Source organism: Tardiphaga sp. 215_C5_N2_1, assembly GCF_052076055.1.
Classification (GTDB): Bacteria; Pseudomonadota; Alphaproteobacteria; order Rhizobiales; family Xanthobacteraceae; genus Tardiphaga; species Tardiphaga robiniae.
Map to the genome: position 1 here is coordinate 1,759,987 of NZ_CP197240.1, position 21,933 is coordinate 1,781,919.

The 21,933-nt window shown below is 62.5% G+C and carries 24 protein-coding genes; 5 read left to right on the forward strand and 19 right to left on the reverse strand.

The window, feature by feature from the left end:
• Positions 1 to 2: 2 nt before the first annotated feature.
• The 3 genes from AB7828_RS08345 (at position 3) to AB7828_RS08355 (ending at position 1,939) form a co-directional block, all read left to right on the forward strand.
• On the forward strand, positions 3 to 266 hold the full coding sequence (locus AB7828_RS08345; protein WP_441229910.1) for a hypothetical protein: 264 nt from the start codon (positions 3 to 5) through the stop codon (positions 264 to 266).
• A gap of 203 nt (positions 267 to 469) precedes the next feature.
• Complete coding sequence (locus AB7828_RS08350; RefSeq protein ID WP_441229911.1) at positions 470 to 1,006, forward strand: TetR/AcrR family transcriptional regulator; 537 nt, start codon at positions 470 to 472, stop codon at positions 1,004 to 1,006.
• Positions 1,007 to 1,072: 66 nt separating this feature from the next.
• Positions 1,073 to 1,939, forward strand: a complete 867-nt coding sequence (locus AB7828_RS08355) for a DMT family transporter (protein WP_441229912.1) — start codon at positions 1,073 to 1,075, stop codon at positions 1,937 to 1,939.
• Positions 1,940 to 1,960: 21 nt separating this feature from the next.
• Here the strand turns inward: AB7828_RS08355 and AB7828_RS08360 are convergent, their stop codons facing one another.
• Both AB7828_RS08360 and AB7828_RS08365 read right to left on the reverse strand, forming a co-directional pair.
• Positions 1,961 to 2,671, reverse strand: a complete 711-nt coding sequence (locus AB7828_RS08360) for an RlmE family RNA methyltransferase (protein WP_068730972.1) — start codon at positions 2,669 to 2,671, stop codon at positions 1,961 to 1,963.
• 90 nt (positions 2,672 to 2,761) lie between these two features.
• The gene (locus AB7828_RS08365; RefSeq protein WP_441229913.1) at positions 2,762 to 3,826 is read right to left on the reverse strand and encodes a Ppx/GppA phosphatase family protein; all 1,065 of its coding nucleotides are present in this window, start codon (positions 3,824 to 3,826) and stop codon (positions 2,762 to 2,764) included.
• Between the two features lie 217 nt (positions 3,827 to 4,043).
• On the opposite strand from AB7828_RS08365, the gene AB7828_RS08370 reads away from it, so the two are divergent.
• Complete coding sequence (locus tag AB7828_RS08370) at positions 4,044 to 6,416, forward strand: xanthine dehydrogenase family protein molybdopterin-binding subunit (protein WP_441229914.1); 2,373 nt, start codon at positions 4,044 to 4,046, stop codon at positions 6,414 to 6,416.
• A gap of 86 nt (positions 6,417 to 6,502) precedes the next feature.
• On the opposite strand, the gene AB7828_RS08375 is transcribed toward AB7828_RS08370, so the two are convergent.
• The 12 genes from AB7828_RS08375 to AB7828_RS08430 all read right to left on the reverse strand — a co-directional run bounded on the left by AB7828_RS08375 (position 6,503) and on the right by AB7828_RS08430 (position 16,818).
• A complete protein-coding gene (locus tag AB7828_RS08375; RefSeq protein WP_231080399.1) occupies positions 6,503 to 6,883 on the reverse strand; it encodes a hypothetical protein in 381 nt (126 codons plus the stop codon).
• A 143-nt stretch (positions 6,884 to 7,026) separates the two neighbouring features.
• Complete coding sequence (locus tag AB7828_RS08380) at positions 7,027 to 9,147, reverse strand: sodium-translocating pyrophosphatase (RefSeq protein WP_120292179.1); 2,121 nt, start codon at positions 9,145 to 9,147, stop codon at positions 7,027 to 7,029.
• 410 nt (positions 9,148 to 9,557) lie between these two features.
• A complete protein-coding gene (thiL, locus tag AB7828_RS08385) occupies positions 9,558 to 10,556 on the reverse strand; it encodes a thiamine-phosphate kinase (RefSeq protein WP_441229915.1) in 999 nt (332 codons plus the stop codon).
• A 2-nt stretch (positions 10,557 to 10,558) separates the two neighbouring features.
• Entirely contained in the window at positions 10,559 to 11,071 is a 513-nt protein-coding gene (gene nusB, locus AB7828_RS08390) for a transcription antitermination factor NusB (RefSeq protein ID WP_441229916.1), read from the reverse strand.
• Positions 11,072 to 11,074: 3 nt separating this feature from the next.
• On the reverse strand, positions 11,075 to 11,566 hold the full coding sequence (gene ribH, locus AB7828_RS08395; RefSeq protein WP_439077461.1) for a 6,7-dimethyl-8-ribityllumazine synthase: 492 nt from the start codon (positions 11,564 to 11,566) through the stop codon (positions 11,075 to 11,077).
• Positions 11,567 to 11,778: 212 nt separating this feature from the next.
• On the reverse strand, positions 11,779 to 12,393 hold the full coding sequence (locus AB7828_RS08400; RefSeq protein ID WP_441229917.1) for a riboflavin synthase: 615 nt from the start codon (positions 12,391 to 12,393) through the stop codon (positions 11,779 to 11,781).
• Complete coding sequence (gene ribD, locus AB7828_RS08405) at positions 12,393 to 13,547, reverse strand: bifunctional diaminohydroxyphosphoribosylaminopyrimidine deaminase/5-amino-6-(5-phosphoribosylamino)uracil reductase RibD (RefSeq protein ID WP_441229918.1); 1,155 nt, start codon at positions 13,545 to 13,547, stop codon at positions 12,393 to 12,395. Before ribD ends, AB7828_RS08400 begins: the two co-directional genes overlap by 1 nt.
• Complete coding sequence (gene nrdR, locus AB7828_RS08410; RefSeq protein ID WP_068732542.1) at positions 13,544 to 14,026, reverse strand: transcriptional regulator NrdR; 483 nt, start codon at positions 14,024 to 14,026, stop codon at positions 13,544 to 13,546. The genes ribD and nrdR overlap by 4 nt, the downstream gene beginning before the upstream one ends.
• Positions 14,027 to 14,098: 72 nt before the next feature.
• Positions 14,099 to 15,400 (reverse strand): serine hydroxymethyltransferase, encoded by a 1,302-nt coding sequence (glyA, locus tag AB7828_RS08415; RefSeq protein WP_089263852.1) that lies wholly within the window; start codon positions 15,398 to 15,400, stop codon positions 14,099 to 14,101.
• Positions 15,401 to 15,602: 202 nt separating this feature from the next.
• The gene (locus tag AB7828_RS08420; RefSeq protein ID WP_441229919.1) at positions 15,603 to 15,887 is read right to left on the reverse strand and encodes a BrnA antitoxin family protein; all 285 of its coding nucleotides are present in this window, start codon (positions 15,885 to 15,887) and stop codon (positions 15,603 to 15,605) included.
• Complete coding sequence (locus AB7828_RS08425) at positions 15,877 to 16,137, reverse strand: BrnT family toxin (RefSeq protein ID WP_093761454.1); 261 nt, start codon at positions 16,135 to 16,137, stop codon at positions 15,877 to 15,879. The genes AB7828_RS08420 and AB7828_RS08425 overlap by 11 nt, the downstream gene beginning before the upstream one ends.
• 54 nt (positions 16,138 to 16,191) lie before the next feature.
• Positions 16,192 to 16,818, reverse strand: coding sequence for a glutathione S-transferase family protein (locus AB7828_RS08430; RefSeq protein ID WP_439064125.1), 627 nt, complete (start codon positions 16,816 to 16,818; stop codon positions 16,192 to 16,194).
• Between the two features lie 222 nt (positions 16,819 to 17,040).
• On the opposite strand from AB7828_RS08430, the gene AB7828_RS08435 reads away from it, so the two are divergent.
• A complete protein-coding gene (locus AB7828_RS08435; RefSeq protein ID WP_439064126.1) occupies positions 17,041 to 17,409 on the forward strand; it encodes a nuclear transport factor 2 family protein in 369 nt (122 codons plus the stop codon).
• An 838-nt stretch (positions 17,410 to 18,247) separates the two neighbouring features.
• On the opposite strand, the gene AB7828_RS08440 is transcribed toward AB7828_RS08435, so the two are convergent.
• The 5 genes from AB7828_RS08440 to AB7828_RS08460 all read right to left on the reverse strand — a co-directional run bounded on the left by AB7828_RS08440 (position 18,248) and on the right by AB7828_RS08460 (position 21,915).
• On the reverse strand, positions 18,248 to 18,469 hold the full coding sequence (locus tag AB7828_RS08440) for a hypothetical protein (protein ID WP_441229920.1): 222 nt from the start codon (positions 18,467 to 18,469) through the stop codon (positions 18,248 to 18,250).
• 35 nt (positions 18,470 to 18,504) lie between these two features.
• Positions 18,505 to 18,735 carry a hypothetical protein gene (locus tag AB7828_RS08445; RefSeq protein ID WP_089263849.1) on the reverse strand — a complete coding sequence of 77 codons (231 nt, stop codon included), beginning with the start codon at positions 18,733 to 18,735 and terminating at the stop codon, positions 18,505 to 18,507.
• Between the two features lie 204 nt (positions 18,736 to 18,939).
• Positions 18,940 to 19,296 (reverse strand): hypothetical protein, encoded by a 357-nt coding sequence (locus tag AB7828_RS08450; RefSeq protein WP_184517631.1) that lies wholly within the window; start codon positions 19,294 to 19,296, stop codon positions 18,940 to 18,942.
• 201 nt (positions 19,297 to 19,497) lie between these two features.
• Entirely contained in the window at positions 19,498 to 20,010 is a 513-nt protein-coding gene (gene ldtR, locus AB7828_RS08455; RefSeq protein ID WP_068732529.1) for a transcriptional regulator LdtR, read from the reverse strand.
• Between the two features lie 339 nt (positions 20,011 to 20,349).
• The gene (locus tag AB7828_RS08460; protein WP_441229921.1) at positions 20,350 to 21,915 is read right to left on the reverse strand and encodes an AMP-binding protein; all 1,566 of its coding nucleotides are present in this window, start codon (positions 21,913 to 21,915) and stop codon (positions 20,350 to 20,352) included.
• Between the last annotated feature and the right edge of the window lie 18 nt (positions 21,916 to 21,933).

Genomic DNA, 21,933 nt, shown 5'->3' on the forward strand with positions numbered 1-21,933 from the left:
TTGTGACGCGCTCGCAATGGGCCATCGGCATCGCGACGATCGTCCTCACGATCATCGCCGGCGTCATGTCGTTCGAATATGTGAACAGGCGATTTCCGCCCGCGCCCGCGCCCGTTGAGCAGGTGACCGCGCAGGACGCCAAAGCGCAGACCGATCCGGCTGCCGCTAAAACACCGCCGGCCTGCATCGAGCGTGATGGATCCTGGCGAAACTGGTCATGGCCGAACGTGCCGATGCTGTCGCCGAAGTGCGAGAGCGGGAAGTAAATCATCCGACCGTAAGATGACGAGAGCCGACAGATCGCGCAAAGCGCGCCCTGTCATAAACTCCCCGCGCCCATCACCTTAAGCTGTCATTTGCAATTCACGACCAATCAGTCCATATATCACTAATGGAACATCATCCCCCTGTGCGGTTGCCGCGCGGCCGCCCCCGAGGCTTCGACACGGAAGCTGCTATCGAGCGCGCCATGAACGTGTTCTGGTCGCGCGGCTATCATGCCACGGCGCTTCCGGACCTTCTTCAAGCGACGAACCTCTCGCGTGGCAGTCTCTACGCCGCCTTCGGTGACAAGCGCGGACTCTTCCTGCGTGCGCTCGATCGCTACATTGCCGACGCCCTGCTACGAATCGACATCGAACTCGACCCACGCCGCGCGCCAGTCGTTGGCCTACGGGCCTACCTTGCTGGTTACGTCGATCGGACGAGTGGCGCCAATGGTCGCCGCGGATGCCTGCTGGTCGCGACAGCCATGGAGTTGGGTGGCCGCGACCCGGAAGTCGACCGCCGCATCGGCAGCTTTTTCAAAACTATGGAGGCCAAAGTAGCCAATGCGCTGTCGCGCGCGAAGGCCGCAGGCGAGTTGGCTCATGGTGTCGAGCCTGCAAGCGCGGCGCGACTGCTGGTCTGCTTCGTCGAGGGCCTGCGTGTCGTAGGTAAAACACGTCCGACACGAAGCACATCGCAAGCCACCGTTGACGCTCTTCTCGCACGCTTCATCAGGTAACGCGTCAAGGCGTTGCTGGTTGAGCGCACCTATATCTGGACTGAACAGTCTTGAATGGAAAGTGTCATGTCGCTCATCCAGATTGTCTGCGCGGTGATGGTGCCCTTGCTTTGGGGTTATCAGTTCGTGGTCATCAAGGTGGGCATTGTGGAATTTCCGCCGCTCTTCTTCCTTGGCCTGCGCTTTCTGGCTATGGCATTGCTGCTCGTTCCGTTCGTCAAAAAGCCTGCACGTCAGGAACTCAGCCCTGTCGCCGCGATCTCGGTCTTTCTTGGTGGGCTGAACTTCGGCCTCTTCTATGTCGGCCTCGGGCTCGGCTCCGGAAGTATTTCGGCCGTCGCATATCAACTCGCCACGCCCTTCACCATCCTCTTGGCTTGGCCGCTGCTCGCGGAGAGACCGTCTCTCATAACGTCTAGTGGGGTGTTGCTGGCATTTCTCGGCGTGGTCGTGCTTGCAGCGGGGCCTGGTCTGTCCGCAAACGCTATTCCGATTCTGCTGGTGGTCGGGGCAGCACTCGCCTTCGCGGTCGCCAACGTCTTAACGAAGCGGCACGGACCCTTTGACCCCTTGATGTTGACGGGGTGGTCCTCTCTCTTCACGGTGCCGCAGGTGATGCTGATGTCGTTTGTCCTTGAAGATGGACAATTGACGTCCCTCGTCACGGCGGATGAACGTGGTTGGCTCGCGCTCGCCTACACCGTTTTCATCGGAGGAATTGTTGGATTTAGCCTTTGGTTCTGGCTCATCGCTCGCTGCACCATGGGCCGCGTGGCGCCATTCGGTTTGCTTCTTCCGGTCTTTGCCCTGATTTCAAGCGCGCTGTTCCTTGACGAGCATATCACTCCAACGTTGATTGTCGGGGCGCTGCTCGCCATCTCCGGTGTTGCCATCACACAAGTGAGATCGAGCGCTCTACCAAATCGGACTTAGAGTCGCGTATGCGCTCACGGCCTAGTTGTCGTGCTCACCGAGCCGATGATCACCTGCCACACCACGAAAACCCATCGCCAGCACATAGCGCTCCGACGAGTCCTTGCGGCTCGCGGCCGGCTTCACATGTTTCACCGTCGCGAAGTCGCGCTTCAGCTGCGTCATCAGCGTGGCGTCGGCGCCACTCTGGAACACCTTGGCGACGAAGGTGCCGCCGGGCTTGAGCACGTCAGCGGCGAAGGCCGCAGCATCCTCGACGAGGCCGACGATGCGGAGCTGATCGGTCTTGCGATGGCCGGTGGTGTTGGCCGCCATATCGGACATCACCACGTCGGCGAGCCCGCCCATCATCGCCTTCAATCTGTCGGGCGCATCATTGTCGAGAAAGTCCATCTGGGCGAAGGTCACGCCGACGATCTCCGGCATTTCCAAGAGATCGATGGCCACCACTTGCCCCTTGCCCTCGGCCGAGCCGACGCGACGCGCCGCGATCTGGCTCCAGCCGCCAGGCGCAGCGCCGAGATCGACCACGGACAGGCCGGGCTTCAAGAAGCGGTACTTATCGTCGATTTCGATGATCTTGTAGGCCGCGCGCGACCGCAGGCCGTCCTTCTTGGCCTGCTGCACATAGGGGTCATTGAGCTGGCGGTCGAGCCAGAGCTTCGACGACAGTTTCATTCTGCCGGCGCTCTTGACCTGGATCCGCAGGCGTCCGGTGGTGTCTTTGGCCATGGTCTCGTGCTTGCTTTCAGCTATTCGCGTTTCCCTTAGCACGGCATGGCGGGAAACCCGAATATTCGCTCTGAATCGGGAAAATCAGGCTCAGGAGGCGCGGATCGCGCCATCCTCGCGCATCATTTCCACCAGCATGCCCTCGCGCAGCCCCCGGTCGGCGACGCGCAGCCGCGGCAGCGGGAACGCGTTGCGGATGGCGTCCAGAATGGCACAGCCACACAGCACCAGATCGGCACGGTCGGGGCCGATACACTGGTTGGCGGCGCGTTCCGCGTAGGTCATGTCGAGCAGCCTGGAGATGGTCTCGTCGAGCTCGGCATTGCTGAGCCAGATGCCGTCGATGCGGCGGCGATCGTAGCGCGCCAGCCCCTGATAGACGCCGGCCAGCGTGGTTACTGTGCCCGAGGTGCCCAGCATATGCATGCCGTCGAGATCGCCGGCATGTTCGGCGGCGAACGGCGCCACGTGCCGGGCGACCTCCGCAATCATCTGCGTGTAGCTGTCCCGGGTCACGTGCTTGCCGCCGAATTTCTCGGCCAGCGTCACCACGCCGAGCGGGATCGACATCCACGCCTTGATCAACGGTTTGCCCTTGGGATCCGTGGGATCACGCTCGATGCGCACCAGTTCCGACGAGCCGCCGCCGATATCGAACAGGATGGCACCGCGGCCCAGCGGATCGATCAGCGGCGAGCAGCCAATCACAGCCAGCGCCGCTTCGGTCTCGCGATCGATGATCTCCAGCGTGATGCCGGTTTCGCGCGCCACCTGGTCGAGAAACGCGTCCGAATTCGAGGCCGCGCGGCAGGCCTCGGTTGCGATCAGCCGCAGCCGCTGTGCGTCCCGCGCGCGGATCTTGTCGCGGCAGATGCTGAGAGCCGAGATCGCGCGGGCAATCGCGGCGTCGCTGATCACGCCGGATGTCGAGACGCCCTCGCCCAGCCGGATGATCCGTGAAAACGAATCGACCACGCGAAAACTATCGCCCGTAGGACAGGCGATCAGGAGACGGCAATTATTGGTTCCGAGATCGAGCGCGGCATAGGTGTTGGCGCATGCGGCTTCGCGCCCGCCGTCGGCCAATGCCGCAACCAATCCCTGCACACCCTCGCCCGGCCCATGGCCGCCGCGAAGCCGCGTGTCATCATCCATTCAATCTGTCTTTCCGCGACCGTTCCGGCCGGCGTGGAAACCTTCTTGGAAATATCTTTCACGGAAAGTTTAGCAGGGCACAGGATCAGCGCAACCTTGGCGCACCCCCATGCCCAATCGTCCGTTGTCGTACAGGTCACGCTGCCTTATCTCAGGGACTTACAGGGGCGCGCGCCCGCGCCAAATCCTGGAATCATCCACATTTGATGGATTCATCATGCAAGATTTTACCGGCTCGCCCGTCGACAACGCCATCGCCATGCAGAAATACGGGGTCGGCCAGCCTGTCCGCCGCAAGGAGGACGACACCCTCGTCCGCGGCAAGGGCAAATATACCGACGACGTCAACCTGCCCGGCCAGCTCTATGCCTGGATCGTCCGCAGTCCTCATGCCCATGGCGTGATCCGCGGCATCGATTCCGAGGCTGCTAGGGCGATGCCGGGTGTCCGCGGCGTCTGGACCGGCCGGGACCTCGAAGCCGCCAATTACGGCCCCTTCACCTGCGGCCTGCCGCTGAAGAGCCAGGACGGCACCCCGCTGTTTCAGACCAACCGCCATGCATTGATGACCGACAAGGTGCGCTATGTCGGCGACCCCGTCGCCTTCGTCGTGGCTGAAACAGTCGCACAGGCGCGCGATGCCGCCGAAGCCGTCGTCCTCGACATCGACGCTCTGCCCGCCGTCACCGATTGCGAGGCCGCAACGAAGCCCGGCGCGCCTGTTCTCTACGACCACATCCCGAACAATGTCGCGCTTGACTATCACTATGGCGACACCCACGCCGTCGAGGCGGCATTCGCCTCTGCCGCCCACGTCACCAAACTCGACATCGAGAACACCCGCGTCGCCGTGGTGTCGATGGAGCCGCGCTGCGCGCTCGCCACTTACGAAAAATCCGGCGGCCGCTACGTGATCCAGGTGCCGACCCAGGGCGTCGCTGGCAACCGCAATACGCTGGCCAAGCAGCTCAACGTCGCGCCGGACAAGGTCCGCATCCTCACCGGCAATGTCGGCGGATCGTTCGGCATGAAGAACATCAGCTATCCCGAATATATTTGCCTGCTGCATGCGGCGAAGGAACTGGGCAAGCCGGTGAAGTGGCTCGACGAGCGCTCCTCCAGCTTCCTGTCCGACAGCCAGGGCCGCGCGCAGGATATCCATGCCGAACTCGCCCTCGACAAGGACGGCAAGTTTCTCGCGGTGCGCCTGAAAGGCTACGGCAATCTCGGCGCCTATATCACCGGCGTGTCGCCAAGCCCGCTGTCGCTCAACACCGGCAAGAATCTCGCCAGCGTCTACAAGACGCCGCTGCTGTCGGTGGATATCAAATGCGTGCTCACCAACACCACGCTGATGGGCGCCTATCGCGGCGCCGGGCGCCCCGAGGCCAACTACTTCATGGAGCGGCTGATCGATCGCGCCGCCGACGAGATGGGCATCGATCGCTTCACGCTGCGCAAGCGCAACTTCATCAAGCCGTCGCAACTACCCTTCGCGGCCGCCTCAGGGGTCACCTATGACAGCGGCGATTTCCAGGCCGTGTTCGACAAGGCGCTGGCAATTTCCGATCACGCCGGCTTCGCCAAGCGCAAGAAAGATAGCCGCAAGAACGGCAAGCTCCGCGGCATTGCCGTCGGCTCCTATCTCGAAGTCACCGCGCCGCCGTCAGGCGAACTCGGCAAACTGACCTTCGGCGATGACGGCACCGTGACGCTGACCACCGGCACGCTGGATTACGGCCAGGGTCACGCCACGCCCTTCGCACAGGTCTTGTCGGCACAGCTCGGCGTGCCGTTCGAGGCCATCCGGCTCGAGCAGAACGACAGCGACCTCGTGCGCATGGGTAATGGCACTGGCGGCTCGCGTTCGATTACCGCATCGGGCCAGGCCATCGTCGAGGCCTCGGATCTCGTCATTGCCAAGGGCAAGGCTGCCGCCGCACATCTGATGGAAGCCTCCGAAGCCGACATCGAATTCAAGGCCGGCCGTTTCACCATCGCCGGCACTGACCGCTCCATCGACATCATGGAACTGTCGCAGCGTGTGCGCGAGGGCAAGATGCCGGACGGCGTACCCTCCTCGCTCGATGTCGACCACACCTCATCGGACGTGCCCTCGACATTCCCGAACGGCTGTCATGTCGCCGAAGTCGAGATCGATCCCGACACCGGCGTGCTGACCATCGTCAATTACGCGGCGGTCAACGACTTCGGCACCATCGTCAATCCGATGATCGTGGCGGGCCAGTTGCATGGCGGCGTCGCGCAAGGCATCGGCCAGGCGCTGATGGAGAAAGTCAGCTACGACGCGTCGGGCCAGCCGATCACGGGCTCCTTCATGGATTATGCGATGCCCCGCGCCGGCGACATTCCGCTGATGCTGGTCGGCGATCATCCCTCGCCTGCAACCACCAACCCGCTGGGCACCAAGGGCTGCGGCGAAGCCGGTTGCGCGGGCTCGCTCTGCACCATCGTCAATGCGGTGGTCGATGCGCTCAGTGACTATGGCGTGACGCATATCGACATGCCGCTGACCTCGGAGCGCATCTGGCGCGCCATCCAGGACGGCAAGCAGAGCAAGGCGGCGTAAGGTCGACTATCTGAACAAGAAGCCCCGCGATCACATCGCGGGGCTTCTGTGTCGTCTACGCTAACGCGTCGTGGCCGGCAGGCCCCCTAGCTCTTCGTCCCGTATTTCCGCGCGAAATCACGCCCGGATCGCGCAATGCAGATCGCGGCCTGACTCTGATACATCGAGCCCTCGTTCTTCTCTGCGATCTTATCGCATTTCGCACGCGCCTTTTCATAGGCGGCCTTGGTCGCGGGGAGCGCCTTGGGGAGAAAGCGCGGTTCACATTTCGACAGCACGATGCTGGAGAATGCATTATCACCGGACGAACCAAGCTGGCAGAGTTCGAGAATCCGGTATGCGCCTTCGCAGCTGAACTCGGTCTTCATCGCGGCGATGATCGCCTGGTGGAGACCGCCGGCTTTCGAGATCGCAGCCTCGGAGACCGGGCATTGCTCGGCGGCCGAGGCCGGTGCGCTGCAGGCCACAAACAGTCCGATGGCTACGAGACTATGACGAAAACGAACCCGACCATGGGGCAACGGCTGCATGTAGTCCTACCTGATCAAACGTAGAAAGAAAAATCCCGCGGCTTGCGCCGCGGGATTTTCGCATTCGGCATCGCGGCCGTCTAGTGCGCCAGGATCGCCAGCAACAACAACGCCACGATGTTGGTGATCTTGATCATCGGGTTCACCGCAGGGCCCGCCGTGTCCTTGTAGGGATCGCCGACGGTGTCGCCGGTCACCGCGGCCTTATGAGCGTCGGAGCCCTTGCCGCCGAAATGGCCGTCCTCGATATACTTTTTGGCATTGTCCCAGGCACCGCCGCCCGAGGTCATCGAGATGGCCACAAAGAGACCGGTGACGATCACGCCGAGCAGCATCGCGCCGACCGCCGAGAATGCCGCCGACTTGCCGACTGCGCCGCCGCCGGCAATGGCGTAGATGATGAAGTACACCACGATCGGCGACAGCACCGGAAGCAGCGACGGGATGATCATTTCCTTGATCGCCGCCTTGGTCAGCAGATCCACCGCGCGGCCGTAATCCGGCTTGTCGGTGCCCTGCATGATGCCCGGCTTCTCGCGGAACTGACGCCGCACTTCCTCGACGATGGCGCTGGCTGCACGGCCCACGGCCGTCATGCCCATCGCACCGAACAGGTAAGGCAGCAGACCGCCGAACAGCAGACCGACCACCACATAGGGATTGGTCAGCGAGAAGTCGGGCAGCACGTCCTTGAAGTACGGATACTTCGCGGCATTGGCGATGAAGAATTTGAGGTCTTCATTGTAAGCCGCGAACAGCACCAGTGCGCCCAAACCAGCCGAACCGATGGCATAGCCCTTGGTGACCGCCTTGGTGGTGTTGCCGACCGCGTCAAGCGCGTCGGTGGCCTTGCGGACTTCCTTCGGCAGACCGGCCATTTCGGCAATGCCGCCGGCATTGTCGGTGACGGGACCGAAGGCGTCGAGCGCCACGATCATGCCGGCCAGCGCCAGCATCGTCGTGGTGGCAATCGCGATACCGAACAGGCCCGCGAGGCTGTAGGTGACGAGAATGCCGGCGATGATGACGATCGCAGGACCCGCCGTCGACTCCATCGAGATCGCGAGACCCTGGATCACATTGGTGCCGTGGCCGGTGACCGACGACTGCGCGATGGACTTCACCGGCCGATAGTCGGTGCCGGTGTAGTATTCGGTGATCACGATGATCAGCGCCGTGACGACGAGGCCGGCGACGCCGCATTCGAACAGCGCCAGACCCGTATACTTCACGCCTGCCAGCGGACCGAAACCGATCAGCCAGTAGATCACGGCGGCAACGCCGAACAGCGACAACACGCCGGTGGCGATCAGGCCCTTGTACAGCGCACCCATGATCGACTGGCTGGCACCGAGCTTGACGAAGAACGTGCCGGCAATGGATGTCAGGATGCAGATGCCGCCAATGGCGAGCGGCAGCGTCATCATGTTGACCAGCAATGGCGAACTCGCGAAGAAGATCGCGGCCAGAACCATGGTGGCGACCGCGGTCACCGCATAGGTCTCGAACAGGTCCGCGGCCATGCCGGCGCAATCGCCGACATTGTCGCCCACATTGTCGGCGATGGTCGCGGGATTGCGCGGATCGTCTTCGGGAATGCCGGCTTCAACCTTGCCGACGAGATCGCCGCCAACGTCAGCGCCCTTGGTGAAGATGCCGCCGCCAAGACGCGCGAAGATCGAAATCAGCGACGCGCCGAAGCCGAGCGCCACCAGCGCATCGATCACGGTGCGGCTGTTGGCAGCGAGGCCGAGGGCGTGCGTGAGATAGGCGAAGTAGATGGTGACGCCGAGCAGCGCCAGGCCCGCCACCAGCATGCCGGTGATCGCACCCGCCTTGAAGGCGAGTTCGAGGCCGCCGGCCAGCGAGATCGTCGCCGCCTGCGCGGTGCGGACATTGGCACGCACCGAGACGTTCATGCCGATGAAGCCGGCTGCGCCTGACAACACGGCGCCGATCAGGAAGCCGAAGGCAACGAGCATGCCGAGGAAGTAAGCCAGCAGCGCGAAGATCACGACACCGACGATGCCGATGGTGAGATATTGTCGCTTCAGATAGGCCTGTGCGCCCTCTCGCACGGCCTCTGCAATTTCCTGCATCCGTGCGTTACCCGCATCGGCCTTCAACACAGAACTCGTCGCCCAGATCGCGTAAACGATCGACAGTGCCCCGCAGAGCACGATCACCCACAATGCTGTCATGGAATCTGCCTCAGTCCTTCCTGCCCGGCGCCTTGTTATTTGGCGCATAAAAAGGAGGCCTGCCCAGCACGTGAGGACGGCCTCTCGTTTGATGAGCATGGCAAAATCGGTATCGGCGTGCAACGCTGCCAATGGGCTAATGCAGGATTTTTGGAGGGGCTCTTAACCTCTCCCCGCATCTTGCGCGGGGAGAGGTCGATCCGGCGTAGCGCAGCGAAGCCGGGTCGGGTGAGGGGCATGGCAATGGCCCCTCCCCTGGTCGGCAGCTTCAGATCGCTCCGAACCAGCAACAGCATTACTTGGTCAAACCGCGTGCCCCGCCCCTCACCCGCCGCGAAGACGCGGCGACCTCTCCCCGCATCTTGCGCGGGGAGAGGTTAGGTCCGCGCTTGCCGGAACAGTGAGGCTAGTCAGAAGTGGCTGTAGGACAGGCGCTTCAACACGATGTCCCTGCCCGCCTGGTCGACGAAGCGGGGCGATGACGCACCTGCAACAATCGTCCCGATGACCGCGACCCGCACGCCCGCCTGATGCGCGGCCTGCACGAAATCGGTCGTGCGATTCTCTGGGATGGTGCAGAGGACTTCGTAATCGTCGCCGCCGGCAACGACCGTTTCGAGACCGATCACACCGCGGTCCAGCAGTGCTGCCGCCGGATCCGACAGCGGAATAGCCGATGCATCGATGACGGCAGAGACGCCCGACACCGCACAGAGCTTGGCGAGATCGCCGGCCAATCCGTCGGAGACATCCATCGACGCCGTCGCGAAATCGCGCACCGCCGATGCCAGCGCATTGCGTGGCAGCGGCACGCGATAGCGTGCCACGAGCGCGTCATGCGCGTCACTGTCACCGGCCAGCGCCGTCGCGACCGCGCCGCCTTTCAGCGCCGCAAGGCCAAGTGTGGCATCGCCGATCGTGCCACTCACGACCACGCGGTCCCCCACCGCCGCGCCGTGGCGGCGGACCATCTTGCCCACCGGAACGCGTCCAAAGGCGGTGACTGAGACCATCAGCGGCCCCGGCGTCGAGACCGTATCGCCGCCGAGCAACGCACAGCCGAATGTTGCGATGTCTTCGCCGAGACCGCGCGCGAATTCGGTGAGCCACGCTTCGTCATGTGTCCGCAGCGCCAGCGTGACCACGAAGCCGGCCGGCACTGCGCCCTTGGCGGCGAGGTCTGACAGGTTCACCCGCAGCGCCTTGCGCGCGATGGTGTCGGGGGGATCGTCAGGCAGGAAATGCACGCCCTCGACGATGGCGTCGGTGTTGACGACGATATCCTCGCCGTCGGCCTTGAGCACCGCGGCGTCGTCGGTGAGCCCGAACGCGCCAGGATCAGTCGCAAGCGGCTTGAAGTAGCGCGCGATCAGGGAGTCTTCGCCGGATGCGTTGGATCCGGCTGCCATGATCAGTGTCCTGCGCGCGAAAACTCTTCCGCGCGAAACTGCCGGGCGATCTGGTCGAGCACCGCATTGACCATGCCGGTCTCGTCGCCTTCCACGAAGGCATGCGCGACATCGACATATTCCGACACCACGACGCGGCCGGGAATGTCCTTGCGATGTTCCAGCTCATAGGCGCCGGCGCGCATCACCGCGCGCAGGATCGCCTCGATCCGCTGCAGCGGCCACCCCCTGGAGAGCGCGTCGTCGATCAGCGGATCGAGCTTGTTCTGATCGCGCACCACGCCGGACACGATGTCGCGGAAGAACGCCTCTTCGGCGGGGAGATATTGGTCGCCCTCGATCTCGCTGCCGAGCCAGAAGCTCTCGAACTCGGCGAAGACGTCGTTGATGCCAGCGCCGCCGACATCCATCTGATATAGCGCCTGCACGGCGGCGAGACGCGCGGCACCGCGGCGGTTGGCCTTGCGGTCGCCTTTCGGCACGGGCTTCTTGAAGTCGGCTTTCTTGTCAGCCATCACTCAAGCCTTCGCCAGACGGCGCTTGATGCGCAGCACGGACAGCGCGGCGCGGGCTGCGTCCCCGCCCTTGTTCAATTCGCCGGCGCGCGCGCGCGCCCAGGCCTGCTCATCGGTATCCACCGTGATGATCCCGTTGCCGAGGGGCAGCCGCAGAGCGACGGACAGATCCATCAGCCCGCGCGACGACTCCATCGAGACGATCTCGAAATGGAACGTCTCGCCGCGCACCACGCAGCCTAGCGCGATTGCCGCTTCATAAGGCTTGCCGCTTTTCGCGGCAGCATCGACCGCAATAGCGATGGTCGAAGGAATTTCCAGCGCGCCCGGCACCGTCAACACGTCATGGGTGACGCCGGCTGCCTTCAGCTCAACGATCGCGCCTTCCAGCAGCGCATCCTGAATGTCGTCATAGAACCGCGCCTCGACGATCAGGACGCGCGCGCCCGTGATGTCGGTCTGGTCCTGCAAATGAGCGCGTCGCGCGTCTGCCATATCTCAATCCGTTCAAAACGCTGACAACATCCGCTTACGGTGTATGTCAACAATCGCGCGGTTTTAGTCGTGTGCGGCTGCGAAGCCAAGGGCAATACTCGGCAATTTAGCGCCGTCATGCCCGGCGCATGCCGGGTATCCACGTCTTGGCCGAGCACGAAGACGTGGATGGCCGGGACAAGCCCGGCCATGACGGCCGAGAGGTCGAAGCCTTAAACAGGCATTTCGCTGAGCCGCGCCGCATAGCGGGCCATCAGGTCGACCTCGATATTGACCTCGGCGCCTGCTTCCCACGCCTTGCCCAGCGTGGTGACGCTCAGCGTATGCGGAATGATCAACACGGCGAACTGCACGTCATCGACGGTATTCACCGTCAGCGACACGCCATCGAGCGTGATGGAGCCCTTGGTGGCGATGAAACGCGCCAGTTCGCGGGTGGTGCGGAAGGTGATCCGCGCCATGTCCGGCAGGTTCTCGCGCGACACGATGGTGGCGATGCCATCGGCATGGCCGGCGACGATATGGCCGCCAAGCTCGTCGCCGATCTTCAGCGCGCGTTCGAGATTGAGTCTGGTGCCGAGCTTCCAGTGCTTCGCCGTGGTCATGCCCAGCGTCTCCGCTGCGGCATCGACGTCGAACCAGGTTTTGCCGTTGGCCACGCCGGAGCCGACCACTGTGAGGCAGACGCCATTGCAGGCGATCGAGGCGCCGTCGGCGATGGTGGTCTGGTCGTAGTCGCAGAGAATGCGCAGCCGGTGGAGTTGGCCCTGTGCGATTTGCTGCAGGCTCTCGATCTCGCCGATGTCAGTGACAATGCCGGTGAACATTAGCTTCTTTCGTAGATGGTCAGAGTATCTTTCTCGATCGTCTCGCTAGCACGCTGCACGAAGTCCGGCGACCCGGTGATCGCCGATAGCGGCAATGCATCCAGCGCGGCGATGCCACCCTCGCCGATCTCCTTCGGCCCGCGAAACAGCCAGACCTCATCGACGAGCCCCGCCGCCACGAAAGACGATGCAACTTTCGATCCGCCTTCGACCAGCAGCTTCGTAATGCCCTTCTCCGACAAGCTATGCAGCACGGCCTGCAAATCCAGCCCCGGCGGCGGCGAGGTCGTAGTCGGCACGCGCAGCACCTGCGTGCCGGCAGCGCCCAGCGCCATCGCGGCAGGCGCTTCCGACAGGCTGGAGGTCATCACCCACAGCGGCGTCGTACGCGCGGAATGCACCAGTCTGCTGTTACCGGAAATGCGTAGCGCGCGATCCAGCACCACGCGCACCGGCGAGCGCTGCATCATGCCCGGCAAGCGACAGGTCAGTTCAGGATCGTCAGCGATGACGGTGCCCATGCCGACCAGCACGGCGTCGCATTGCGCCCGCAAGAGATGCACGCGCGATCGCACCATCTCGCCGGTGACGGCGACAGGCTTGTGACCGGCTGCCGCGATCTTGTCGTCCGGCGACACCGCGAGCTTCAGCACGACATGCGGGCGCTTGTCGCGGATACGCCGAAAATGCCCGGCGTGATCGCGCGCGGCCTGTTCGGCGCAGAGCCCGACATCGACCCTGATGCCCGCCGCACGCAGCCGCGCATGACCTTGGCCCGCCACGTCCGGATTGGGATCTTCAATCGCCGCGACGACGCGCGCGATGCCCGCAGCGACGATCGCATCCGCGCAAGGCGGCGACTTGCCGAAATGCGAGCATGGCTCCAGCGTCACATAGAGCGTGGCACCGCGTGCGGCCTCGCCGGCCTGCGCAAGTGCGACAGGCTCGGCATGGGGACGGCCGCCGGGCTGGGTCCAGCCGCGGCCAATAATAACACCATCCTTCACGATGACCGCGCCGACCGCGGGATTGGGCCATGTCCGGCCCTGCCCGCGCCGGCCAAGCGTCAGCGCCAGCTGCATGAAGCGCAGGTCGGTTGCTTTCGCCTCTTGGGATTTTTGCGCGTATTGATCTTCCAGGATACGGAAGATCATTTTCGGACGACCACCGGCCGGCCGTCGTCGTCGGCATGCAATTCGCCGAGCACCGCCTCGAAGTCCTTGGCCTCGCGAAAATTGCGATAGACCGAGGCGAAGCGCACATAGGCGACGTCATCGAGCCCGCGCAGATGCTCCATCACGATCTCGCCGATCGTCTCCGACGAAATCTCCGCCTCGCCGCCGCTTTCCAGCTCGCGCACGATGGCCGACACCATGGTCTCGACGCGCTCCGGATCGACCGGGCGCTTGCGCAGGCTGATCGACAGCGAGCGGACCAGCTTGTCGCGGTCGAACGGCACGCGGCGGCCATTGCGCTTGATCACCGTGAGTTCGCGCAGTTGCACGCGCTCGAAGGTGGTGAAGCGGAAGTTGCAGGTGACGCAGACGCGCCGCCTGCGGATCACGGCGGAATCTTCCGCGGGACGCGAGTCCTTCACCTGCGTATCGAGGCTATTGCAGTTCGGACAGCGCATTCCAGAGAACCTTCCAGACACTCGTTCCTGCGCGACCTTCTGACCGCGCAGGTCTCCGCCTCGTAGCAGGCCTTACTGATAGATCGGGAAACGATCCGTCAGCGCCTTGACCTTCTCCTTCACGGCCGCTTCGACCAGCGGCGCACTGCCGTCGCCGGACTGCGCCACCGCGCTCAGCACTTCGGCAATCATCTCGCCGGTTGCCTTGAATTCGGCAATGCCGAAACCGCGCGTGGTGGCGGCGGGCGTGCCGAGACGGATGCCCGAGGTGATCCACGGCTTTTCCGGATCGAACGGCACGCCGTTCTTGTTGCAGGTGATGCCGGCGCGGACCAGTGCCTTCTCCGAGACGTTGCCCTTCAGGCCCTTCGGCCTGAGGTCGACGAGCATCAGGTGGTTATCGGTGCCGCCCGAGACAATGTCGTAGCCCTGTGCGCGCAGCGTTTCGGCGAGCGCTTTAGCATTCTCGACGACGTTCTTCGCATAGACCTTGAAGTCCGGCTGCAGCGCTTCCTTGAAGGCCACGGCCTTCGCCGCGATGACATGCATCAGCGGGCCGCCCTGCAGACCCGGGAAGATCGCCGAGTTCAGCTTCTTGTGCAGCGCCTCGTCATTGGTGAGGATCAAACCGCCGCGCGGGCCGCGCAGCGACTTGTGCGTGGTCGTCGTCGTGACGTGAGCATACGGTACCGGCGAGGCATGAACGCCACCGGCAACAAGGCCTGCGAAATGCGCCATGTCGACGAGCAGATACGCGCCGACGCTATCGGCGATCTCGCGGAAGCGCTTGAAGTCCCACGAGCGCGAATAGGCCGAGCCGCCGGCGATGATCAGTTTCGGCTTCACCTCCTCGGCCTGCTTGGCGATCGCATCCATATCGAGGATCTGGTCGTCCTTGCGCACGGTGTAGTGCACCGGCTTGAACCACTTGCCGGACATGTTGACGGGCGAGCCGTGGGTGAGATGGCCGCCGGCTGCGAGGTCGAGACCCATGAAGGTATCGCCGGGCTGCAGCAGCGCCAGGAACACGGCCTGGTTCATCTGGCTGCCGGAATTCGGCTGCACATTGGCGAACTGGGCGCCAAACAGCTTCTTGGCCCGCTCGATGGCGAGATTCTCGGCGATATCGACGAATTCGCAGCCGCCATAATAGCGCGCGCCCGGATAGCCCTCGGCATATTTGTTGGTCATCACCGAGCCCTGCGCTTCCATCACGGCGCGGCTGACGATGTTTTCCGACGCGATCAGCTCGATCTCGTGACGCTGGCGGCCGAGTTCACCCTTGATCGCCTCGGCAATCTCGGGATCGGCCTGAGCAAGCGTGGCGGAGAAGAACGAGTCGGGCGCGGAGCCGGTTTTGGCCGAAGTGGTCATAGGGCAATATCTCCACCGCCGCGGCCTTCTTTCGGCGTGCGGACGGTCACGAGTGGCGATCAGGAAACGGTGCCCCGAATACCATATCTGGCTGGCGGGGCCAAGGTTTTGCGGTTCAGGGCGCGATATTTAGGCAGCAGCGGCAAATGCGGCGATTGCACATGCCGATTGCCTACCGCCCGAAGTAAACGGCGATACCGCCCTATCGCTTGACGCCCGCCGCCTTGCGCAGGACCTCGTCGATCTTCGATTGCCAGCCCGGCCCCTTAGACTTGAAATGGGTCAGGACGTCCGGACTCAGTCGCAGCGAGACGAGCGTTTTGGTGGGCGCCTTGTTGGGACCACGCCCCTTGCGGATCGATTTGGCCAGATCCGGCAAGGCTTCGGCAAAGGGCTTAGCCTTGGCAAAGTCGTCCTTCGTCAACTCCGGGGTGTCGCTGACCTCTCGCATATCTTTGGCGCCATAACCCCGCTTTTTAACGGTCATTGTAGAGCCTCCTCTCATTCTTACTGGCGGGACGCATGCTAATCACGCTCAAGGCCTCCTTTCCGAGAACCACGAACACCACCACAATGACGCCGCGGATATTCCGGCCGATGCCAATCCAACGCTTGGCTTTCACCTGTGACGGCAGAACCAGAGCGCTTTCGAAAAAGGCCTCATCGAGATCGGCGAAATCCAACCCGTGCTTGTCCAGGTTGGCGAGACGCTTCGGCTCGTCCCAGAGGATTTTCATGATTATAATGTAGATACATTATAATCATCGGTCAACGTCCGAAGCGCTCCGTACCTATTTCGCCAGACGGTATACCCCGCCCTTCTCTACGCTGCGCTGGAACGCCGGGCGGGCATGCATCCGGCCAATCCAGGCGGCCAGATCGGGATAGGCCTTGAGCCGGTCGAAGCTGCCGGCAACCTCGGCGACGAAACTCATCTGGATATCCGCGCCGGTCAGGCTGTCGCCGACAAAGAACGCGCGGCCCTGCAGCGCCCGGTTGGCATGACCGAGATGCCGGGCCATCTCGCTGTCGATCCGCGGCCGCAACGGCGCACCGGCCTCCTTCAGGCGAGACACGTAGAGATTGAGCATCAGCGGCAACATCGCCGAGCCCTCGGCATAATGCAGCCATTCGAGATAGGCCTCATGCTCCGGAGTGCCCTCCGCCGGCCGCATCGCGCCCTTGCCGTAGCGGCGGATGACGTAGTCGACGACGGCTGCGGATTCCGCGATGGTCACATCGCCGTCGACGATGACCGGCGACTTGCCGAGCGGATGCACCGCCTCCAATTCCGGCGGCGCCAGCCGCGTCTGCGCATCGCGCTGATAGGTTGTCAGATCGTAGGGCGCGCCGAGTTCTTCCAGCAGCCAGATGATCCGCTGCGAGCGGGAGTCGTTGAGATGATGAAGCGTGAGCATGGGCGTGTCCTTGTGTTGTCCTCGGCCCGATCTCTAGACCGTCGGCGTGAGAGAAGTCTTCGAGGATTATCGCGCGGAAACAGCGAACAAGAAAATCTTCGCGAGCTTTTCCATGCTAGTTTGCCGGTAAGGCGACTGTCTGTCGTTGTGGAGAGGTTCGGCTCTCCTTCCCCTCTGCACCAAGCCAAGCCGCCAACCTGAGGCTTATCGCAGGAGGTTGAGATGGACGATGTACGGGCCGCCCTGGAGCGTCATTGGACTGCATCGGACGCGAACGATTTCAATATCGAACATGACATCTACCATGAGGATGCGATGCTTTATTATCCTCAATCGGGGGAGCGCATCCGCGGTCGACACAACATTCAGATGAGCCGGCTTGTCCAGCCAAACGAGAAACGTTTTACGGTTCGGCGGATTATCGGCAGCGGCGAATTATGGGTCACCGAATTCATCCTGACCTATGACGGTATACCATCCTACGCGGTGAGCATCATGGAGTTCCGCGACGGACGGGTGGCCAACGAAACGCAGTATTTCGCCGATCGGTTTGAACCTGCAGTCTCGCGCGCGCATCTTGTCGAGCGATAGTTCGAGTAGCAGAACCGCGATGACAGCGTTTCGATGAGAGCACACATGCGATGAGCGCATCGCGTCCCGCTCGTCATTCCCCACCAACTGGTGTGCCCGAGGGCAGTCCGGACTGCGAAGCGGTCGGCATGAGCCGGCCGCGCCCCGGAATGACGAGTGTGAGGCGGACTCGGGCTGAGCGCGCCCGAACATTTTTTCCTATCTACCGTTGACACCATCCCCATCAGGTTTATATTCCCCTACGTCCTGCCCCACCGAGAGGGGCGATCGCGATCGTCACGTTCGCGGGGTGGGATGCGGTGGACGCCGGAGATGCGGCGTTACGCGGTTCACGGGGGACGTCTGTCTTCGGGCAGGACGGATCTGCGCCAGCACTGCCACTGGCAAGGAGACGGCCGACCTTCGGATGGACAAACCCCTGGACAGTGTGACGGACGACCAAGTCAAAACGCGTTCGGCCCAGTCGCTTGAGGCTCCCTTCCCATCGCCTTGGGACTTTAATTCGCGATCGGAGCGTTCGTCGAGGCAAAGTGCAAGCAACCGAAAAAACACCGCATGCGGAACGTCGGGCAATCGCTCGGCGCCTCCGAAAGTCCTGATGCACTCTAACCCTGCGGAAGACCGCATCGCATCAGGCTCAAGGGTGCAACGGGCACCCGGCGTTCCGCACGCCCTCTCACAGGGGGCCGGGAATGCAAACCACGACGGCGCCCCCGCGCCGCAAACAACAGGGGCGATGACCCGTGCCTGAAGAGCAGTGGCTGTTTGACAGTTGAATCTGATGAAGTCCTGGACAGGGCGCCAGCGCTTAAACGCAGCGCTATTGCGCCCTACTCCCTCAAAGGCCGGTAAACCCGGCCTTCACCGGATCGTTGCTGCCATCAAGCTCACGCAGATAGGTCAAGCCGAACACCGTCAGCCGGTGCGGATCCTTCTCGCCGCCGTCGAACAGCGACTGCACATAGTCGGTCACCTTGGTGCGGGCTTCGTCGGATGCCGCCTGGGTGCGGCACATCATCAGGTCATAGGTGTGCATGATGCGGTCGATGGCAATCTGCATGTCGTCATTTTCCCCGTTGGACATCAGAAAACCGGCTACGCGGCTTCAGCCCGTGCAGCCTGGAATTGCGCGATCGCTCTGTTCGCAAGGCGAAGCTTGTTGTCTTCGCCGCGATGAAACATCCGGACGATGATTTCGAGCAGCCGATCGTTGGTGAGATAAGTATCGGGGATCGCGCCGGACTTGCGCAGGTAGTTCGCAGCGATGGCATAGGCGTCGCCCACCGCCTCGACATTCATCACTTTCAGACCGCGTTCGACCAGCATGACTTGACCCCTTCTGACGAAGCGATAAGCCGCGAGAATGGAACCGGTTCCACGAGAGACGAAGGAAATTTCGCGAGCGGCAGAACGGAACGCTACGCTCTCCTCCAAGGAAGCGCAGGACGGCAAGAGCCAAGACGTCGCGCGAAGCGCGCCCGATGATAAACTCCGCAAACCTCATAAAGGTTGGCACGAGCGACGAATCGCTCACGCATTTACGATTTCCTCTGGTTTATTTGACAGCCACGAACACACTGCAGCCGGAATTGCGCCGATCAGACCGAGTGCCACGAGTTGCTTGCTGGAGCCGAGAAGCAAGGCCATCGCCAACACCGACAGCCCGTAGGCAAGAAGTGTCGTCGTCATGACCGCAGGCATGGACGTCCTGGCAATCAGCCAGTCGAGCAAAGCGACCAGGAGCCCCGGCACAATAAAGACGAGATACATGAACACCGGCCCTGTACCGCTATCCACCGCTGCGCCCGTCAGGACGTACGTCACTGCGTAGAACGCGACAGTCGCAACGGCAGGAAAGAGGAGCAGAAAGATCAACAAGCGCTTCATGAAATCATCTCCAATATCTCTGTGTCTGTCTTGGAGGTGTTTTCGTTCAGCAAGCGTGGGATGCGCGTAACGCCAAAGAAAAAGGCGCCCTGCGAGGGCGCCTTGATCAATTTCAGTGTCGCATGCGTCTTGCGCGCATTTCGATGTGCTTTCGGAGGGCAATCCGTCGGCAGTGGTTCGGCAACTTGGAGGTCGAAAGTCTCAGAGGCGATACAGGATCTGGTCGGTCCAGAAGCGCTCGAGGCGGTGCAGCGACTTGTTGAGGGTCGCGAATTCCTCGTTGGAGATGCCACCGACCTGCTCGACCGTCTTGACGTGCTTCTGATACAGCGCGTCGACGATGTGGCGGATTTCCTGGCCCTGCGCCGTCAGACGAATGCGAACCGAGCGACGATCGACGCGCGAGCGCTGATGATCGAGGAAGCCGAGTTCAACGAGCTTCTTCAGGTTATAGGACACGTTGGAGCCGAGATAGTAACCACGGGTGCGCAGCTCGCCGGCGGTCAATTCCTTGTCGCCGATATTGTAGAGCAGCAGTGCCTGGACCGAATTGATATCAGCGCGGCCGCGGCGATCGAATTCATCCTTGATGACATCGAGCAGGCGGCGATGCAGACGCTCCACCAACGTCAAGGCTTCCAGATAAAGCGGCTGAACCGGCGCCTGGCCCGGAACGAGATCGACGCTTTCCACCGTCGCAACGGTCTTCATCATGACACTACCCCTGTTGTCGTTTTTATCGACTTATTCGACGAAACTTGTGTCCCGTCTGATAGGGCCAACTTAAGGGGGAGCGTTTGAAGAACCGCTTAAATAAGACAATAAAGAGATCATGAATTTGAGACAGTGAATCTGAGATTAAGCCGGTGAAACAAGGGGTTTTCGCAAGGTTTGATTCATGCTGCGAAGCCCATGTTCCAGCTTTGTCCGCCCGATCTGTCGCATAGCGGAACAGCTTGCCTAAAATTCGAAACACTCGCGTAAGGTTCGTAACCGGGGCGTTAGGGTGACCGAAGTCTTACCGCCAACGCCCCGAAAATTAATTCGACAATTTTACGCAACTCCGCGCGTTCGCCCGTCCCAATATGGCGCCCGCAATGCCTTGCGATCGATCTTGCCGAGGCCCGTCACGGGGATCTCACTGACGAAATCGATGGTCTTCGGCGACCACGGCGCGCCGCGCTTGTCTTTCACATGCGCCTGAAGTTCCTCCGCGGAATTATTCGCGCCGGCTTTCAGCACGACAAAGGCCTTCACCGCCTCGCCCCACTTCGCATCGGGAATTCCGATGACCGCAGCGGACGCCACCGCATGATGCGCCATCAAGGCATCCTCGACTTCACGCGGATAGATGTTGAAGCCGCCGGAGATGATCATGTCCTTGGTGCGGTCGACGATATAGAAGAAGCCGTCGCTGTCCTTCACCGCGACATCGCCGGTGTGCAGCCAGCCGCCGCGAAACGCGTCTTCGGTAGCATCCGGCCGTTTCCAGTAACCATCCATCACCAGCGAGCCGCGCACGCAGATCTCGCCGGGCTCCCCTGTCGCCACTTCGCGCATCTCGGCATCGAACAGTTTGACCTCGACCATCGGATTGGCGCGGCCGCAGGAACCGAGACGGCCCGGCTTTGAGTCGTCGTGATCGATCTTGCGCATGGTGGTGATGATCTGCGGCGCTTCGGTCTGGCCGTAGAGCTGCACGAACACATTGCCGAAGATGCCAACGCCCTCGCGCAACCGGTCCGGCGACATCGGCGCTGCGCCATAAACGATCATCTGCAATGACGACATGTCGTATTTGGCGCGCAGATCCGGCGCGTCGATCAGCGCATAGATCAGCGTCGGCACCAGGAAGGTCGCGGTAATCTTCTCCTCATGCACCACGCGGCAATAGGTTTCCGCATCGAAACCCTGCACCAGCCGCGCGAAACCGCCGCGCAGCATCACCGGAAACAGCGTGATGCCGGCGGCGTGGCTGATCGGCGTCGCGGCGAGATAGCGGATATCGGCCGGCCAGTCCCAGTCCGCATAGATTGCCAGCGACATCGCCACCAGCACGCGATGCGGCAGCATCACGCCCTTGGAACGGCCCGTGGTGCCGCCGGTATAAGCCAGCCAGCAGATATCGCCGGTGCTGCTCTCGTCCACCAGCGGCGCCGGCGTCGCATTGGGCAGTTCGGCCAGCAGATCGCGCGCGCCATCGAGCGCGCCGAAGGACAGCAAGTGTTTCAGGCCCGGCACGCGACTGCGCAGCGAGAGGCCGCGCGCGGCGAACTTGCCGGCCTCCACGATCAGCGCGGAGATCTCGGCATCCTCGAGAATGAAGGCGTGATCGTCCTCGGCGGCCATGGGATGCAGCGGCGTGTAGCGCAGGCCCATCACGGCGGCGGCGGAAATTGCGGCCCAGCTCTCGGCGCGGTTGCCGGACAGGATGGAGAGTGCATCGCCCTTCCTGAGGCCGAGATTGCGGAACAGGCTGATGAAACGCGCGACCATGTCGCCGAAGTCGCGGTAGCTCCAGCGGACATGGCCGTCCGCGAGCGCGGGCCGATCACCATAGCGGGCGATCGCGCTGACGATGAGGCTGCCGGCGGTGCCGCCGGAATAAAGCTGGTTCAAAATGACCTCCCTGAATGC

Coding starts and splice junctions, on each gene's coding strand:
- AB7828_RS08350 (WP_441229911.1), top strand. CDS start 470: ATGAACGTGTTCTGGTCGCGCGGCTATCATGCCACGGCGCTTCCGGAC.
- AB7828_RS08355 (WP_441229912.1), top strand. CDS start 1,073: ATGTCGCTCATCCAGATTGTCTGCGCGGTGATGGTGCCCTTGCTTTGG.
- AB7828_RS08360 (WP_068730972.1), bottom strand. CDS start 2,671: ATGGCCAAAGACACCACCGGACGCCTGCGGATCCAGGTCAAGAGCGCC.
- AB7828_RS08365 (WP_441229913.1), bottom strand. CDS start 3,826: ATGGATGATGACACGCGGCTTCGCGGCGGCCATGGGCCGGGCGAGGGT.
- AB7828_RS08370 (WP_441229914.1), top strand. CDS start 4,044: ATGCAAGATTTTACCGGCTCGCCCGTCGACAACGCCATCGCCATGCAG.
- AB7828_RS08380 (WP_120292179.1), bottom strand. CDS start 9,147: ATGACAGCATTGTGGGTGATCGTGCTCTGCGGGGCACTGTCGATCGTT.
- thiL (WP_441229915.1), bottom strand. CDS start 10,556: ATGGCAGCCGGATCCAACGCATCCGGCGAAGACTCCCTGATCGCGCGC.
- nusB (WP_441229916.1), bottom strand. CDS start 11,071: ATGGCTGACAAGAAAGCCGACTTCAAGAAGCCCGTGCCGAAAGGCGAC.
- ribH (WP_439077461.1), bottom strand. CDS start 11,566: ATGGCAGACGCGCGACGCGCTCATTTGCAGGACCAGACCGACATCACG.
- AB7828_RS08400 (WP_441229917.1), bottom strand. CDS start 12,393: ATGTTCACCGGCATTGTCACTGACATCGGCGAGATCGAGAGCCTGCAG.
- ribD (WP_441229918.1), bottom strand. CDS start 13,547: ATGATCTTCCGTATCCTGGAAGATCAATACGCGCAAAAATCCCAAGAG.
- nrdR (WP_068732542.1), bottom strand. CDS start 14,026: ATGCGCTGTCCGAACTGCAATAGCCTCGATACGCAGGTGAAGGACTCG.
- glyA (WP_089263852.1), bottom strand. CDS start 15,400: ATGACCACTTCGGCCAAAACCGGCTCCGCGCCCGACTCGTTCTTCTCC.
- AB7828_RS08420 (WP_441229919.1), bottom strand. CDS start 15,887: ATGACCGTTAAAAAGCGGGGTTATGGCGCCAAAGATATGCGAGAGGTC.
- AB7828_RS08425 (WP_093761454.1), bottom strand. CDS start 16,137: ATGAAAATCCTCTGGGACGAGCCGAAGCGTCTCGCCAACCTGGACAAG.
- AB7828_RS08430 (WP_439064125.1), bottom strand. CDS start 16,818: ATGCTCACGCTTCATCATCTCAACGACTCCCGCTCGCAGCGGATCATC.
- AB7828_RS08435 (WP_439064126.1), top strand. CDS start 17,041: ATGGACGATGTACGGGCCGCCCTGGAGCGTCATTGGACTGCATCGGAC.
- AB7828_RS08440 (WP_441229920.1), bottom strand. CDS start 18,469: ATGCAGATTGCCATCGACCGCATCATGCACACCTATGACCTGATGATG.
- AB7828_RS08445 (WP_089263849.1), bottom strand. CDS start 18,735: ATGCTGGTCGAACGCGGTCTGAAAGTGATGAATGTCGAGGCGGTGGGC.
- AB7828_RS08450 (WP_184517631.1), bottom strand. CDS start 19,296: ATGAAGCGCTTGTTGATCTTTCTGCTCCTCTTTCCTGCCGTTGCGACT.
- ldtR (WP_068732529.1), bottom strand. CDS start 20,010: ATGATGAAGACCGTTGCGACGGTGGAAAGCGTCGATCTCGTTCCGGGC.